This is a genomic window from Planktothrix sp. FACHB-1365, from assembly GCF_014697575.1.
Lineage (GTDB): Bacteria > Cyanobacteriota > Cyanobacteriia > Cyanobacteriales > Microcoleaceae > Planktothrix.
The window spans coordinates 171,813-189,554 of record NZ_JACJSC010000002.1; the positions used below are offsets into that span (position 1 = coordinate 171,813).

The 17,742-nt window shown below is 37.4% G+C and carries 11 protein-coding genes; 5 read left to right on the forward strand and 6 right to left on the reverse strand.

The features are described from left to right. Positions 1 to 23: 23 nt before the first annotated feature. Positions 24 to 374, reverse strand: a complete 351-nt coding sequence (locus H6G57_RS28640; RefSeq protein ID WP_072719174.1) for a hypothetical protein — start codon at positions 372 to 374, stop codon at positions 24 to 26. Positions 375 to 531: 157 nt separating this feature from the next. Continuing rightward, the gene (locus H6G57_RS05060; protein ID WP_190516543.1) at positions 532 to 1,971 is read right to left on the reverse strand and encodes a glycoside hydrolase 100 family protein; all 1,440 of its coding nucleotides are present in this window, start codon (positions 1,969 to 1,971) and stop codon (positions 532 to 534) included. Between the two features lie 109 nt (positions 1,972 to 2,080). Between H6G57_RS05060 and H6G57_RS05065 the strand changes: the two genes are divergently transcribed. The 4 genes from H6G57_RS05065 to H6G57_RS05080 all read left to right on the forward strand — a co-directional run bounded on the left by H6G57_RS05065 (position 2,081) and on the right by H6G57_RS05080 (position 10,100). After that, positions 2,081 to 5,560 (forward strand): AAA-like domain-containing protein, encoded by a 3,480-nt coding sequence (locus H6G57_RS05065; protein WP_190516544.1) that lies wholly within the window; start codon positions 2,081 to 2,083, stop codon positions 5,558 to 5,560. Between the two features lie 72 nt (positions 5,561 to 5,632). Next, complete coding sequence (locus H6G57_RS05070; RefSeq protein WP_190516546.1) at positions 5,633 to 9,136, forward strand: AAA-like domain-containing protein; 3,504 nt, start codon at positions 5,633 to 5,635, stop codon at positions 9,134 to 9,136. Positions 9,137 to 9,273: 137 nt separating this feature from the next. Beyond that, positions 9,274 to 9,732, forward strand: coding sequence for an AAA-like domain-containing protein (locus H6G57_RS05075; protein ID WP_190516548.1), 459 nt, complete (start codon positions 9,274 to 9,276; stop codon positions 9,730 to 9,732). Then, entirely contained in the window at positions 9,702 to 10,100 is a 399-nt protein-coding gene (locus tag H6G57_RS05080; protein ID WP_190516549.1) for a WD40 repeat domain-containing protein, read from the forward strand. Before H6G57_RS05075 ends, H6G57_RS05080 begins: the two co-directional genes overlap by 31 nt. 103 nt (positions 10,101 to 10,203) lie before the next feature. Here H6G57_RS05080 and H6G57_RS05085 read toward each other — a convergent pair whose 3' ends face one another. The 4 genes from H6G57_RS05085 to H6G57_RS05100 form a co-directional block, all read right to left on the reverse strand. Beyond that, positions 10,204 to 10,941 (reverse strand): DUF928 domain-containing protein, encoded by a 738-nt coding sequence (locus H6G57_RS05085; RefSeq protein WP_190516551.1) that lies wholly within the window; start codon positions 10,939 to 10,941, stop codon positions 10,204 to 10,206. A 386-nt stretch (positions 10,942 to 11,327) separates the two neighbouring features. Then, positions 11,328 to 13,610, reverse strand: coding sequence for a CHASE2 domain-containing protein (locus tag H6G57_RS05090; RefSeq protein WP_190516552.1), 2,283 nt, complete (start codon positions 13,608 to 13,610; stop codon positions 11,328 to 11,330). A gap of 71 nt (positions 13,611 to 13,681) precedes the next feature. After that, the gene (locus tag H6G57_RS05095) at positions 13,682 to 14,629 is read right to left on the reverse strand and encodes a DUF1822 family protein (RefSeq protein WP_190516554.1); all 948 of its coding nucleotides are present in this window, start codon (positions 14,627 to 14,629) and stop codon (positions 13,682 to 13,684) included. Positions 14,630 to 14,677: 48 nt separating this feature from the next. After that, a complete protein-coding gene (locus H6G57_RS05100; RefSeq protein WP_190516555.1) occupies positions 14,678 to 15,325 on the reverse strand; it encodes a sigma-70 family RNA polymerase sigma factor in 648 nt (215 codons plus the stop codon). A 51-nt stretch (positions 15,326 to 15,376) separates the two neighbouring features. Here H6G57_RS05100 and H6G57_RS05105 point away from each other — a divergent pair, with 51 nt between their 5' ends. Continuing rightward, complete coding sequence (locus tag H6G57_RS05105; protein WP_190516557.1) at positions 15,377 to 17,737, forward strand: CHAT domain-containing tetratricopeptide repeat protein; 2,361 nt, start codon at positions 15,377 to 15,379, stop codon at positions 17,735 to 17,737. Positions 17,738 to 17,742: the final 5 nt, after the last annotated feature.

Sequence of the window (17,742 nt, forward strand, 5' to 3'; positions counted from 1 at the left end):
AACCCGGTTTCTCGAATTACCGTTTAAGATAACTCTTGATTTGCCTGATTTTCGGGAGATTCTGAGGAATTAGATTGCTCATGAACGACTTGAGGAACTTCATAACTAATATCCCCAAAAGCAGAAATAAAAGCCCCCATTTCTGGTGTATCAATCACAACTGAAAATTGATCAGGATATAGGATTACACTTTCATATTCAAAACCCGGTTCTCCAGTTTCACTCAAAATTGTTAGGTCAACCGCATACCCTTCTTTGGGCCGTTCATAACATTCGATAACTGTTCCAATTGTGCCTTTTGGAATCAGGGATTTTCCAAAATCTGCGGGAATATCCACTAAAGTTTTAATGCGATCATAGGTTTGTGCTTTCATGATTCAGTCCTAAACGGAAGTGAAACGAACAGTTGGGGGGTTTCGAGTCTGTTATGGCTGTGACCTTTCCAATCTGTAAGTTTGTAAGGTTGGGTCTATCATAGCGGATCAGTTTGCATTCGTCTAATTGATCTGGAAATTCAAAATAGAATTTCTCTTAATCATCAGGTGAAGCTGAAAATGAAATTAGGTCTAAATATTGAGGATTTTGGAGTAAATATTGAGCAACTAAATAGCCGGAAATTGTCCAAGTTTGATACAGTCTTGCTTGACGACCAATAATTTTTCCATCTTCATCATCATAATATTCTGGCCATTCATCCTTGACTAAATTTTTTTCAGCAATTGTAATCGCATGGTTGGCTATTTCTGCTTGACCCATTTTGATAGATGCTGCTGCTAATGACCACATTAAAACCGGCCAATTTCCGCCATTATGATATGACCAAGGTACATTTTTAGGATCACATCCGGTAATAATTTCCCAATCTCGACCACTGACAGCAGGATAACAAATTTTCATCGGCATTTCTCCAATTAAACTTGACCATTGTTGTTCAATTAAGGTCAAAATTGCTTGAGATTGTTTTGGGGTAGTTAAAGAACTAATTATTGATAATAAATTCCCTTGAGTAAAGAACCGAAAATCGATCCAACCCACTCCAACATTTCCGACTAAATAGCCTCCTTTGCGATCTAACCATCGTAAAACCCAACCGGGAACCGTATTGGCATAAATATTAAATTTATTTAATGCCGTTTCTCCAAATTCTTCAGTTTGATAACGATAGACTCGACGTAATAAACCCGCATCTAACCAATAGTGATGTCGAATATACTTGATTAATCGATGACATCGATTTTCTAAGTCTAAAAGTTGAACATCTTCAGGATTTAATAATTCTAATCCTACTTTTAAAGCAATATAAAATAAAGCTTGAATCTCGATAGGATGACCGTAAACCCCCATGCGTCGATCAATCATAAACGCTCCTTCAGGAACTAACAGGGTTGGGGTCATATCAAAGCGTTTTGCTAAACATAAATCTAATAATAATTTAATTCCCCGTTGAAATTCAGGACGATGGGCAATTTTTTCTTCAGGAACATTAGCTTGATCACAGGCTTTTTCATAAATTTTCAATAAGAAAATCCACCATAATCCTGAATCAACGGGAGTCACTCGACCAATAGCACGTTGACCAAAATCAGCTTTAATTTCCTGTTGATTAACCACTAAAAAACTAGCAGGCATTAACCCTTCTCCGGGTCTAACCCATTCGCCATTTTGAGGATCTTGAGTCAAAAGAGCTTGGCGAACTTCTGCAAATAATCCTTCACCTTTAATTGGGCTTTCCCAATCTAATTGTAACCCTAAAGTGACTTCTAAAAAATTTTTAACAATGTCTCGTTTTCCCTGCATTAAAAAAGCTAACCCACAGGGAAAGAAATCTCGAATAAAACATTCATTATAATTAAGTTGTTCTTCGACTAACACCTTTTCAGTTGCGGCAACGGTTCCGACTGGTTTACCGTTATAAAATCGAATGGATTGTTGAAAGCAAGCTTCGGCTTCTGCTATTAAACTCTGATTCATAGGGGACAAGGGCAAATCTTCATTAAGACTAAAACTATTTTATCAACAGTAGAACCAATTTGATAAGATTATAAAAAATGGCTATAGATCCTCTATAAAAAATCCCCTAATGCTAACTGTATATCAAGTCGGTGGGAGTTTACATAATAATGACCCTACTTATGTGGTTCGTTCCAGTGACCATCAACTGTATAATGCCTTAAAAGCCGGAGAATTTTGCTATGTGTTTAATTCCCGACAAATGGGCAAATCGTCTTTATTAGTCAGAACCAAACATCAACTTGAAACCGAAGGATATTGTTGTGCTGTGATTGATCTGACCCAAATTGGCAGTCAAGATACCACGCCGCTACAATGGTATAAAGGCATTATGATGGATTTATTGCGGGGGTTTGGATGTTTTGGTAAACTGAATTTTAAAACCTGGTGGAACGAACAAGAGGGAATTTCTTTAGTCCAAAAATTTAATGAATTCTTAGATATTTTATTAATCCAACAATTCCCTGAACAGAATCTCTGTATTTTTATTGATGAAATTGATAGCCTTCTGAGTCTAAATTTCCCGATTGATGACTTTTTTGCCTTAATTAGAGCTTGTTATAATCAACGAGCGGTTAACTCCGAATATAAACGCTTAACCTTTGCCTTATTTGGTGTAGCTACCCCTAGTGATTTAATTGCAGATAAAACCCGCACCCCGTTTAATATTGGAACCGCCATTAATTTAACGGGATTTACCTTAGAAGAAGCACCCCCTTTAGTCCAAGGATTAACCGGAATTTTTGCACAGCCTGAAGAAGTTCTCCAAGAGGTGTTAAACTGGACAAACGGACAGCCATTTTTAACTCAAAAATTATTAAATTTATTACTGTTAAATCATCAAGGAAAACCGGATTTAATTGCTCAAAATAGCCCGACCCTTTGGATCAAAAAAATCCTGCGATCGCAAATGATTGAAAATTGGGAATCTCAAGACGAACCCGAACATTTAAAAACGATTCGAGATCGGCTAATTCATAACTCAAAAAACACGGGAAGACTTTTAGGAATTTACCAAAATATTATCCAAGGAAGCGAAATTAAAGCCAATGATAGCCGAGAACACATCGAATTATTTTTATCGGGTTTAATCATTAAATCCCAGGGATATTTAAAAGTGAGGAACTTAATTTATCAAGAAGTGTTTAATTTAGGGTGGGTGCAAGAACAATTAGCGAAACTCCGCCCCTATTCCCAAAGCTTTGATGCTTGGATTGCATCGGGTCAACAAGATGAATCTCGTTTATTAAGAGGACAGGCGTTAAAAGATGCTCAACAGTGGGCGATGGGAAAAAGTTTAAGCGATTTAGATTATAATTTTCTCAGTGCTTCCCAAGATATTGATCATCAAGAAAGCCAACAAAAATTAGAAGTAGAACGAGCTAAAGCTATTGAAAAGCAGTTAATAGAAAAAGAAAAACGCTTACAACAGGAGCAAAAAAATACCCGATTACAACGATTATTATTAGGAGCGATTAGTCTAGCATTTTTGCTATCTTCTGGCTTAGGGTTCTTGGCTTTTAGACAATATCGAGAAGCCCGAATTAGTGAAATTAAAGCGTTAACGTCCTCCTCAGAAGGCTTGTTTTCTTCCCATCGTCAGTTAGATTCCATGATTGAAGCCATTAAAGCCAAACGCAGATTAGAGAGTTTAGGAGGTGTTGATCAAGAAACAACAGAAGATGTAGAAAAGGTGTTAAAAATAACTGTTTATAGTTCCAATGAATTTAACCGTTTGATCGGTCATCAAGCTCCCGTGCTGAGTGTGGCTATGAGTCCTAACGATCAATTAATTGCCACTGCAAGTGTTGATAAAACCGTTAAAATTTGGCAACAAGATGGCAAGTTATTGCAAACCTTAAAACAGCCTGCCGTAGTCTCTAGCGTTGCATTTAGTCCTGATAGTCAACAGATTGTTTCAGGAAATTTCGATGGCAGCATGAAACTATGGCGTGTTGATGGCACTTTAGTCAAAACAATTCAGATTAATCAAACCCCAGTTCGGGCAGTTGCATTTAGTCCTAATGGTCAGTTAATTGCCTCAGCTAGTTCAGATCAAATAATAAGATTATGGCGACTTGATGGCAGATTATGGAAAACATTAAAAGGACATCAACTCCCGACGGTGGCTGTCGCTTTTAGCCCAGATAGTCAGATCATTGCTTCCGCAGGACTCGATCAAACGATTAAACTGTGGAGTAGGGATGGCAGATTATTAAAAACCCTACAAAATCATCAAAATGCTATCTTCGATCTGGCATTTTGTTCTCAAGACAATTTACTGGTTTCAGGAAGTGGCGATCGCACCGCTAAAATTTGGAAAACTGACGGAACTTTAGTGACAACACTTCACAGTAATCAAGCTATTTTAGGAGTTGATTGTCGAGGTGAATATATTGTTACCAGTGGCAAAGATAATCAAGCCAAAATTTGGACACTCCAGGGCAATTTTATTCGAGATTTAAAACAGCATCGTACCACTGTTCGAGATGTCGCTTTGAGTTCCGATGGTTTGATTGCCGCTTCCGCCAGTGATGATGGCACCGTTAAACTCTGGAAATACAATACAGAGTTATTAAAACCACTCTACGGTCATCAGGATGCAATTTGGCAACTCGCCACCAGTTCAGATGGCAAATGGATCGCCTCTGTGAGTGAAGATGACACCCTAAAATTATGGCATTCTGATGGCAGACTGCGGCAAACCCTCAAACAACCGGAAGGGAGTTTTCGCAGTGTCAGGTTTAGTCGGGATAGTCGAATGCTCGTGACGGTTAATACAAAAGGTCTTGTACAGCTTTGGGAGTTAGACAATGGCAATTCATTACCTCTGAAATTATTCCGAACTTGGAAGGCACATCAAGCACCTCTTTTTGCCGTCGCTATCACTCCTGATGGTCAAACTATTGCTTCTGGGGGTGATGACAAAACTATCAAAATTTGGAATTTAGACGGCAAATTATTGCAGAGTATTAACGCTCACAAAGAAAGAATCTGGCAATTAGCCTTTAGTCAGGACGGTCAACTTCTCGCCTCAGCCAGCCAAGATGGTACCGTCAAACTTTGGCAACTGAATGGTAAACCCGTGAAAACCTTGACAGTTGAGCAGGGTGCAGTTTTGGGACTGGCGTTTAGTCCTGACGGGAATCAAATTGTGACAGCCAGTTTGGATAATACCCTTAAATTTTGGCAACTGGATGGAACATTACTTAAAACCATTAAGGGAAATAATGATGGATTTCTGCAAGTTGCTTTTAGTCCTGACGGTCAAAGAATTGCCACGGGTGCTATTGATAATCAGGTGAGATTATGGAATCTAAACGGACAATTACTCAAGACCTTACCCGGACATCAAGGAACAGTGGGTAATGTTGTATTTACTGCGGATGGAAAATTCCTCGTTTCAGGAGGAGATGATGGCACTATTATTTTATGGGGCCTAAAACAAATTCAGACCCTTAACACCCTGAATTATGCTTGTGATTGGGTCAAGGATTATTTACGAACTAATATTGAAGTTGAGGAAAGCGAACGGTTGTTATGTCCGTAACCAATTTTTCTTTCCGGGCTGATTATTATAAAATAATATCTATGAACGTCATTTATCCCTCTAAAATGCCCCATGTTAGCTCAATATCAAGTTGGTGGAAGTTTACAGAATAATGACCCAACCTATGTGGTTCGTTCCTGCGACCACCAACTTTATAACGCCTTAAAAGCCGGAGAATTTTGTTATGTGTTTAATTCTCGACAAATGGGCAAATCGTCTTTATTAGTCAGAACCAAGCATTTGCTTGAAAGCGAAGGATATTGTTGTGCTGTAATTGATATGACCCAAATTGGCAGTCAAGATACCACGCCGCTACAATGGTATAAAGGAATGATGATGGATTTATTGCGGGGATTTCAATGTTTTAGCAAACTCAATTTTAAAACCTGGTGGAATGAACAAGAGGGAATTTCTTTATTACAAAAATTTAATGAATTTTTAGAAATTTTATTAATTGAGCAATTTCCTGAACAAAATCTGTGTATTTTTATTGATGAAATTGATAGTTTTCTGAGTTTAAAATTTCCCATTGATGATTTTTTTGCCTTGATTCGAGCTTGCTATAATCAACGAGCCATCAATCCCGCCTATAAACGCTTAACCTTTGCCTTATTTGGTGTAGCGACTCCCTCGGATTTAATCGCAGATAAAACCCGCACCCCGTTTAATATTGGAACTGCCATTAATTTAACCGGATTTACCTTAGAAGAAGCGACTCCATTAGCTGAAGGATTAATCCAAGTTCTTGAACAGCCTAAAGTGGTTCTGCAAGAGGTGTTAAACTGGACAAACGGGCAACCTTTTTTAACCCAAAAGTTATTAAAATTATTACTGTTAAATTACGAGCAAAATTTTGATTTTATAGCTGAAAATAGTTTGAATCTTTGGATCAAAAAAATCCTGCGATCGCAAATGATTGAAAAATGGGAATCTCAAGACGAACCCGAACACCTCAGAACCATCCGAGATCGGCTAATTCATAACCCCAAAAATGCAGGCAGATTGTTAGGAATTTACCAAACGATTCTGCAAGGGAAAGACATTGAAACCAATGATAGTCGGGAACAAATTGAATTATTCTTATCCGGTTTAATGATTAAAGATCAGGGATATTTAAAAGTTAGAAACTTAATTTATCAAGAAGTCTTTAATTTAGAGTGGGTACAAGAACAATTAGCGAAACTCCGCCCCTATTCTCAAACCTTTGACGCTTGGATTGCATCGGGTCAACAAGATGAATCCCGTTTATTAAGAGGACAAGCCTTAAAAGATGCTCAACTTTGGTCACACGGGAAAAGTTTAAGCGATTTAGATTATAATTTTCTCAGTGCATCCCAAAATATTGATTATCAAGAAAGCCAACAAAAATTAGAACTCGAACGAGCTAAAGCAATTGAAGCGCAGTTTATTGAAGAACAAAAAAATACCCGATTACAAAGATTATTATTAGGAGCGATTAGTCTGGCATTTTTCCTGTCTTCTAGCTTAGGATTCTTGGCATTTCAACAATATAAAAAAGCTCGAATTAGTAATAGAGAAGCTAGAATTAGCGAAATTAAAGCCTTAGTATCCTCTTCTCAAGGTTTATTTGCCTCCAATCACCAATTAGACGCGATGATTGATGCCATTAAAGCCAAACGCAGATTAGATAGTTTAGGAAATGTCGATGGTCAAACCCAAGAAAATGTAGAAATTGCCTTAAGAAAAACCGTTTATGGAACCAACGAATTTAACCGTTTAATCGGCCATAAAGGTGTTTTGTTGGGTGTGGCAATTAGTCCTAACGATCAATTGATTGCCACTGCCAGTATGGATCATACGGTTAAAATTTGGCAGCGAGATGGCAAGTTATTGCAAACCTTAAACCATCCTACAGCCGTGACTCGCTTGGCTTTCAGTCCTGATAGTCAACAGATTGTTTCAGGAAGTTTAGATGGGACGGTTCAACTTTGGCGAGTTGATGGGAGTTTAATTAAAACAATTCAAGCTCATCAAACCCCGGTGTGGGGAGTAGCGTTTAGTCCAGATGGTAAACAAATTGCTTCTGCAAGTACAGATAAAACGATCAAATTATGGGATCTTAATGCCAAATTATTGCACACATTTCAAGGACATCAACTCCCCGTTTGGAATGTAGCATTTAGTTCCGATGGTCAAATGATTGCTTCTGCATCCCTGGATCAAACCGTGAAGCTTTGGAGTCTTGACGGTCGGTTACTTCACACCCTCAAAGGACATCAGAATGCGGTTTGGGATGTGGCGTTTTGTTCCCAAGGAAATTTACTGGTTTCAGGAAGTGGCGATCGCACCGCTAAAATTTGGAAAACTGACGGAACTTTAGTCAAAACACTTAATAGCAATGATGCTGTTATGGGGGTTGATTGTCGAGGTGAATATATTGCTACGGGAGGCAAAGATAATCAGGTAAAAGTTTGGCACATTGATGGAACTTTTATTCGAGACTTAAAGCAACATAATTCAGCCATTCGAGATATTGCCATGAGTTCTGATGGTTTGATGATAGCCTCCGCAAGTGTCGATCGCACTGTCAAACTTTGGAAACGCAATCAATATCTGTTAAAACCCCTTTACGATCATAAAGATACCATTTGGGATATTGCCACCAGTCCTGATGGTAAATTATTTGCGACCGCCAGTGAAGATAATACTCTGAAACTATGGTACACGGATGGCAAATTGTGGCAAACTGTTGAACAACCTCAATCTAGTTTTCGCGCTGTAATTTTCAGTCCAGATAGTCGTTTAATGGTGACAGGGAGTAATAACTATACGGTACAACTTTGGGATGTTAGCAATCGAGATCAATCTCCGGTTAAACTGTTGCGAACATTTAAAGGACATCAGGCTACTGTTTTTGCCCTGGCGATCGCTCCTAATGGCAAAACCATCGCTACAGCAGGAGATGATCGAACGATTAAAATTTGGAATTTAGATGGCAAACTTTTGCATAATATTAAGGCTCATCAGGAAAGAATCGGAGGATTAGCCTTTAGTCGGGACGGTCAACTCCTGGTTTCTAGCAGTCAAGATGGTACTGTGAAACTTTGGCAAGCTGATGGTAAACCCGTGAAAACTTTGAGAAATTCAAAAGCGGCTTGTTGGGGAGTTGCGTTTAGTCCTCAAGGAAATCTCATCGCTTCTGTCTGTCAAGATCGCAATCTGAAACTGTGGAAACTAGATGGAACATTACTGAAAACGATTCAAACAGAGAGGGAGAATTTAACGGAAATTGCTTTTAGTCCTGACGGTCAAATTATCGCCATAGGAAGTCTTGATAGTCAGGTGGAATTATGGAGTTTAGAGGGAAAATTACTCAAGTCTTTACCCGGAGATCAAGGATGGGTAATGACTCTGGCTTTTACTGCGGATGGTAAATTCTTGATTTCTGGAGGAGATGATCGCCGGGTGATTTTGTGGGATGTCAATAAGATTCTTCACGTTAATGAATTAGAGTATGCTTGTAATTGGGTCAAGGATTATTTACGAACTAATATTGAAGTTGAAAAAAGCGATACGCCTAACGACACGCTACGAGATCGCTTATTATGTCCCTAGCTGATTTGTAGTGATTTATTCTTATAAAAAAAATTAGTAATAAACGGAAACCAACAAAAAACAAAATATTTTAGTTGAATTATCAATCCATTATACAATAGAAATAAGCGCGCCAATTGATCGAAATAAAGCCGAGAATGCTTACTCAATATCAAGTCGGTGGGAGCTTACATAATAATGATCCAACTTATGTGGTTCGTTCTTGTGATCATGAATTGTATCACGCTCTCAAATCTGGAGAATTCTGCTATATTTTTAATTCCCGACAAATGGGCAAATCTTCTTTATTAGTCAGAACCAAACATCAACTCGAAACTGAAGGATATTGTTGTGCGGTTATCGATATAACCCGCATTGGAAGTCAAGATACCACTCCCTTACAATGGTATAAAGGAATGATCATGGATTTATTGCGAGGATTCGGGTGTTTTGGCAAACTGAATTTTAAAACTTGGTGGCAAGAACAAGAGGAAATTTCTTTAGTTCAAAAATTTAATGAATTTTTTAAAATTTTATTAATTGAGCAATTTCCTGAACAAAATCTCTGTATTTTTATTATGGAACTTTGCTGGCTACTTTTCCCACAGACAATGTAATCTTTGGTGTCGATTGTAGCGATAATGGTGAATATATTGCTACGGGTGGTAATGATAATTCTGTCAAAATTTGGCAACCCGACGGAACTTTTCTGAAAACATTAAGCAAACACAATGGGGTTGTTCGGGATATTGCCTTCAGAAGTGATGGACTGATGGCGGCTTCTGCCAGTGATGATGGTAGTGTCAAGCTTTGGCAACGGAATCAATCTTTGTTAAGACCCCTGTATGGCCACCAGGATACCGTTTGGGATATTGCTACCAGTGCAGACGGTCAATTAATTGCTTCTGGCGGCGATAATTGGGTAAGGGATTATTTACGAACAAATATTAAAGTTGAAAAGATTGATCGCTCTTTATGCCAATAGTAGAATTTTTACCGAAGTTAATAGATCAAGGATTAAATTGGGAATAATAAACCCAATTAAACAGATCTAATTTCCCCTAATTTTAACAGCAATTTAGAAAGTTTTAATCTTGAGATATAATCGGTTCTTCTACCAAATTTTCTAAGCCAATTGAGGTTAATAACTCCTTCCATTCTTTTAAAATTCGAGGATCTTGGGGTTTTTCCTGCCGCATTGATCCTAACATTGTTAGAGTTTCATACCAGAATTTATTTTGGGCATAAACCTCTATTTGTTCTAAAGGAGTTGTGGATTGTTCTAACTGATTGATTAACGCGGCTGTGGGTGTAACCCGTTGAATTGCTCCTTGCACATAATCATCTTCTGCCCTAATTTGGGGATTACAAATAAAGGCAAATTGCCAATAATAGATCTTACCTACTTCTAAAGCGGGAGCATTTTGAGGCAGTTTAAACTTAATTATTCCAGGGGTTCCTGAAAGGGTTATTTTTTCTTTAAAAATCGCTTCTTCCTGATCATCTAAAAGAATAAATTCAGCTTGAGATTCACCATTCGATTGATAGGGAACATAAACCCAAAATGTCGGGTAGGCGGATAACGTTAAATCTATTTTACTATTAGGAATGATAGCCGTTAACGGTTTCGTGACGGCTGGACATCCTGTTCGACTCCCCGAACCTTCTCGGTTGTTATCTTCTTCTGTATCAGGGGGTGTAAATTCCGTTGCTACTTGCTGAGAATTTGAGGTATTTACTTGTGGAGTTACCGAGTTAAAATCGGCAAAAATAGACAATAAATGAATTGAAACAAAGGCGAACACTGTCAATTGAGTTAGATTCATCGGAAATTTGGGATAGAAACCCCGTCCCTTCGACAGACTCAGGGCAAGCTCTTTTAGGACGGCTTTACATTGAAGAAATTTCGCTATATACTAGAGAAATAGTGTCAAAAATGAATGCTATTTTTAATACAAGAACGATCAAGAAACCGGGTTTCTAATTCCAGCTTGATTTAAGTAACACAGGTTTCTTGAGAAACCCGGTTTCTGGGTTAGTCATGCTAGTCAAGAAACCGGGTTTCCAATTCCAGAGTTTCTTGAGAAACCCGGTTTCTGCGTTACTTATCTATTGCGAGTTATCGTAAACTTTATGCAAATACTACAAAAATTTATTGTAATACAATATTTATAGGTTGTAAAGGGGAGGGATTCTCCGATTATAGACCTCACTATTTCACTCGGATGAGCAGTGTTGATAATACCAACCCTAAACCGGGTGTTATTAAAGGAACCCAAACTCCCTGAACTAAAAACAACCAACACACCCCATACAGCACGCCCGTAGCACTTGCTACAATCACCAGCAACCCTACTTGATCTCGAACGATCCAAGCTAACCCCCCACCCAACAACGACCACAAACTAATCCAGAGGAGTTCAACACTGATGGGCCAAACTGTGATTAATGCACGTCCATCTAATACAGCCGATATAATTTGACTCACCATTTCTGCTTGTAAAAATAACCCAGGAACAGGTTTTTTGCTATAGGGAGTTGACCAAGATTCCCCTTTACCGGAACTTGCTGTCGTCCCAATCAAAACGATTTTATCTTGAATTAAATTAGGGTCTACTTTTTGATTTAAAACCTCTGTTACGCTTACAGATTTTGCCAATTTAACCGAGTTACGATAATTTAATAAAATTTGAAACATTTTTATATTATTTTTAGAATAAAATCCGACTCGGATTAAGCGTTTAAAAAAGGTATTATTTAAAATAATTATATTTAGATTGTCACTCCGCTCCGGTTTAATCCCTTCATCGTCAAGATAATTGAATGCGACACGGGTACTAAATCCATATTGAGGATTACAGTTTTCAGAATCATTAATATTTGTAAACAAAATTTGGCGACGTAATACCCCATCAGAATCAACTTGAATATCACTAAAACCAACCTGATCATTAATTGCATTTAGGGGGGGGTTAATTGCGTCTTTATCCTGATTTTTCCCTTTACAAATCACCATGACTTGCTTTGGGTTATCTATTAGGAATTGAGTAAAATCTTTACTACCTGGGGGTTTAGGATAATCTCGATAAAGATTTAACCCAATAACTCTCGGTTGATGACGTTGTAAGCTTTTTAAAACTTGGCTCAATTTTTGATCGGTAAGCGGCCATTCTCCGTTTAAATTTTGAATATCATTTTCGGTAGCTGTTACTAATAATAATCGTTTGTCCGGTTGTTCAGGAGGACGCGATCGCATTAATTGATCATAAGCGTGTAATTCCCAAAATTCAAACCCTCCTAAAAATCGAAACCCTATAATTAAGATTATAATCGATAAATTAACAGCTATAGGAAAAGAAGATAAAGATTTTAATTTATTTTTAAACTGAGCTTTCTTCTGAGGAATTTGAGGTTTAAATTTTAAGGGTAAAACCGCCGGATTTTGACAAATAACAGGCAACCAACTCGCACAAGGAAACTGATTTTCCCGAATATATAATCGTTCCCTAGCTTCTCGAACTGACAAATAAAAAGAGTCTCCCGATATCAATTTTTGCAGAAAAAATTTGAGAAAATCATGTGCGACAGCATCCGCAACTGGTTCTCGCATTACAATCATTTGGGGAATATTTAATTGGGTAAGTTCCGTTGCAATTCCTAACCCATCACAGGAGTTAAAAATCGCTAAAGTTAACCCTCGCTCAATGGCTTTTTTAAACCCCGGTATTAAGTCTCTAACGGCGACTCGTTCTTGAGGATTAATCGCAAATTCTCCCGTTTCTTCGTGATCAAAACTACAACTATGTCCAGCAAAAAATAGAATATCCCATCCCTGTTGATTCCATAATTGTTCATCCAATTGTTCACGGGAAGGTTCAACTAAAAATACCGTTTCTACATTGGGTAATGTCGTCAATAATTGACGATCGGTATTCACATCAATGCCTCGACTATCTCCCAAAATCGCTAAAATTCTTAGGTGAGTTTTAAGGGAATTTGAAGAAAATTGTTGATGATATTCTGGGGTACTTAAAGCGAATTCAGCTTGGGGATAATCTTGGAAAAATTGCCACTGATGCCAAGGTAAACGGCGAACAGGAATATTATCGGTTTCTAAGATTAATTGAATGTTATCAGAAGGATGTAAAATTGAACGTAATTTTTGATCAATTTTTCTAAACTCAGGAGAATTTAACCAATTATTGAAATAGTTTTTATATTGCTGACAAATATCCCCAAATTCTACTTGAGAAACCTGAGTAATATCTTCAGTTTCTAATTCAATTCTCGGACGAAACGCTAAACTTTGATAGAGACTTTGATACATTAATTGCCAACGACGGGCGATCGCCATTAATTCTGAACAACTCGGTAAACTACCATTAAACTTCATCGGATAGGGATTTCCTGAGTCCCAAACCATCGCTGTGACCCCAGGAAAACCTGCGATTAAATCCCCTAACCCTAAGTTTAACAATACAATTTTATCGGTCATTCTATCTCTGGTTTTACAGTCTTAATTCAAGTATAATTTGTAGAGACATTATACACAACATCTCTACAAGTTTAAATTTGAAACGCCTCAGTAACAGCAACTTCACCGAACACTACTCGGATTTGAAACCGTTCTCCGGGTTGTCCTTTAAACCGAGGAAGTTGAATATAATTATCCTGTAAACGAGATGGAACTTCCTGCATGATTTCTTGGGATTCTCCGAGTAAAATTAACCGAACCCCAGGGGGTAAATACAATTGATTTTCCATCGGATACAGTCGAACTCTCACCGCAAATCTGCCATCGGATTCTATATTAAAAGCGACTAATAAAGCAACCGTTATTTGTCCTAATTGTACTCCCAAATCGATTAATTTTGCCGCTTGAGTTATTTCCTCTCGATCTCCCGATAAACTCCGTATAGCAAACGCCTGTTGTTCATCGGTAAGATCGGATGAAATGAATTGCCATCCGGCTTCAAAAACATCAGCCAACCACAAACTTAACTGGGCAGGTTTAATCGGAAATTCTAATCGTTGTAATACGTTTAAATCCGAAAAAAAATCTTCAAAAGGTCGAAATTGTGTTAAAGGAATTTCTTCTTGATTCACCTGTTTAACAAATCCTATAATTTCCGCTTCTTTTAAAGAATCAAAAATCCTGATAGCCACATAACCAATGCGATTTGTCCAGACTTCCGCCGGAACAAAACAACTTTGCTCTTGTTCTCGTACAGGACGACATTCTAAACGACCCTTTCCAGTGAGTTTTAAATCCGCAATATTGCTCCCTAATTGACAAATTGGATTCCAACTATCGCTGGTGTTAAGTTCAGTGGAAATTTCCATCCATTGTAAATAAGTATTCACGATCCAAACTGCTAAAGTATTAAAATAAACTTGCTCTCGTTTAGCAGGAGTTGGATGTTGTCGGGCAAACTGTCGCGCTTGTTCGTGGGCGGTTTGCGGAATCAACATTGGTAAGGTTTGATTGTCAAGATGAAAACGATTATTGACCATAAATTAAAGACTCCAAATTTTTGATCATCACTCCTAAATTTCCTCTTATTATAGATATCCCTCAGCCTCGCCAAATTTACGCAAATATTTTGTACAATTTCGTTCATAAAAACTGCTGAGGGTAGAAACGGGTAAACCCAATTCTTGAGATAAGTCTTTCCAATTGGTTTCTGGGGGTAAACGTCGTAAAATAAGCAGTTGACAGGTAACATCCTTTCGTCCGCGAATATGATGATTGCGTAACTCCCCAGTAACATCACTTTCCGCCCATTTTCGCACCGTTTCTAACATGGGTGGAACATCTTCAGGAGCTTTGAGAGTTTCTAAAATATTAATCAATTGATTTTCAACTAAAATTTCATTCGATATCATCCGATTAGTTTGTTGTTCGATTTTACTTTTCTCATTATGTAAAACCCATTTTAGATGGTTATTCAGCCAAGTAATAACACTACTTAATTCGGAATTATAACATTTACCTGTAGCCGATTCACATAAATTTAAACAAAAAAATAACCAGGTTTTCTGCCATGCGTCTGCATAATAAGATGTATTTTCCTGCCAAAGTTTACCTGATTTTTGAATGACCCGATAAATTTGGGTTAAACCTCGCTGACGTTCTACGGTTTTCGGTGGAAATTGGCAAGTTTGAGCAATCAGTTGCTGCAAATTTTTATCAAATTCTGTTAAAGACATCTCAAATTAGACTAGGATTAATTTTGAGGTCAGAATTAATTATAAACAAGTATGCGACGCCGAACTTTCTTTTTTTCGTTTTATGGGACATTGTTACTTTCCTTTACATCTGCTCTGGGGATCAACAAACCCAATTCAGTTTTAGCTATTCCTACCCCCCAGGAAGCGATGAAACTTTATGAACAAGCGAATCAATATATTGATCAAGGAAACTTCAGCCAAGCTTTAACAACATTAAAACAAGCATTAAGTCAGTTTCAAGCATTAGGAGATCAACTCAGTGAAGCCGGAATATTAAATGATATTGGATTAGTCTATCGTAATCAAGGTCAGTATGAAACTGCCTTAGAGTATGGGGAAAAAGCCTTAAAAATTCGTCAAAATTTAAACGATCAATCTGGGAGTGCTCAAAGTCTTACTAATATTGCTCAAATTTATAGTGTACAAGGGAACTATCCCCAAGCCATAGAATTTTTTGAAACCGCTTTAAAGATTGTGGAAAACTTAGGTGAAACCCAATCCCAAGGTTATATTTTAAATAATTTAGGGGGAGTTTACCAAAGTTTAGGACAATATCAAAAAGCTCACTCTTCTTTTGAAAAATCCTTATCTATTTTTCAGCAATTAAAGCAACCTTGGGAAGAAGCTATTCTATTAAATAATATCGCATCTAATTATGTTTATCAGCGTCAATATGAGCCAGCAAAACCAATGTTTGAAAAAGCCTTAGCCATCTCTCAAAAACTTGGAGATCAGCAAGGAATAGCTCAAAATTTAGTTAATTTAGCTGCCGTTTATGACCGTTTAGAACAATATCCGAAAGCCTTAGAATTCTATCAACAAGGGTTAGAGTTAGCAACCCAAGTAGGAGATTTATCACTCATGGGACAAGCGTTAAATAATATGGGAACAGTGTATCGACTTCAACATCAATATGAATCGGCGATTAATTCCTATCAAAAAGCGTTAGAAGTTAGAACACAAATCGGAGAGAGATTAGGCATAACAATAACTTTGAATAATCTAGGAGTTGCTCAATTTCAATCCGGTAAACTTCCCCAAGCCACAGAAACCCTTTATACTGCCATTCATCAATTTGAAACCCTGCGTCCGGGGTTAAATGATGAAAATAAAATTGCTTTATTTGAAAGATTTGCTAATACCTATAGTATTTTACAGCAAGTTTTAATCAGTCAAAATCAGATTGAAAAAGCATTAGAAATTTCTGAACGGGGAAGATCCAGAGCCTTTGTAGAATTATTAGCTAAAAATTTAGATCCTGAAGACATCAAAAAAATTGATGTTACTTCTCCTAATATTAATCAAATTAAACAAATTGCTCAAGAACAACAATCAACCTTAGTTGAATATTCGATAGTAGTTGACGAAAAGGGTAAAAATTCTGAGTTATTAATTTGGGTGATTACACCCACTGGAAAGATTGATTTTCGTTCCGTTGATTTAACACAATTTCCCAAGTTAGGAGATAATTTATTAACTTTTATATCCCAAGGAAACCAAGACCAACGAATTAATAATGCTTTAACTGGAATTGGTACAGAAGTTTCTAATATTCCTCGGCAAAATATTAGTAATAAAAAGTTACAGGATTTATACCAAATTATTATTGAACCCATTACAGATTTACTGCCAAAGACTCCAGAAGAACAGGTGATTTTTATTCCCCATCAAGAACTATTATTAGTTCCATTTGCAGCGTTAAATGATGCTAACGGTCGGTATTTAATTGAATCCCATACAATTAGAATGAATCCCTCCATTCAAGCTTTACAATTAACCCGTCAATATCCGACCTCTCAACACAGTGTAAAAACGGCTTTAGTCGTTGGTAATCCAAAAATGCCAATCGATATTCAGTCTCTTCCTGCTACTGAAACTGAAGCAAAAGTGATTGCTAATCTCCTCAAAACTCAACCCTTAATTGGAGAAAAAGCTACTGAAACTGCTGTTATTAATTTAATGAAAGATGCTAAATTAATTCACTTAGCAACTCATGGCTTATTCAATGATTTTACAGGATCAGGACTTCCGGGTGCGATCGCACTTTCTGCTTCAAATCAAGCTGATGGCTTACTAACAACCGCCGAAATTATGAATTTAAAACTAAACGCCAATCTATTAGTATTAAGTGCCTGTAATACCGCCTCTGGAAAGATTACCAGTGATGGAGTCTTAGGATTATCTCGTGCTTTAATAACCGCAGGCGTTAAAAATTTAATGGTCACGTTATGGAGTGTTGATGATCAAAGAACAATGGAATTGATGCAAACCTTTTATCAAGAATTACAACAAAATCCAGATTACGCCCAAGCCTTACGTCAAGCGATGTTACAAATGATTAAAACCCATCCTGATCCTAAAAACTGGGGTGCTTTTATATTAATAGGATAACCACT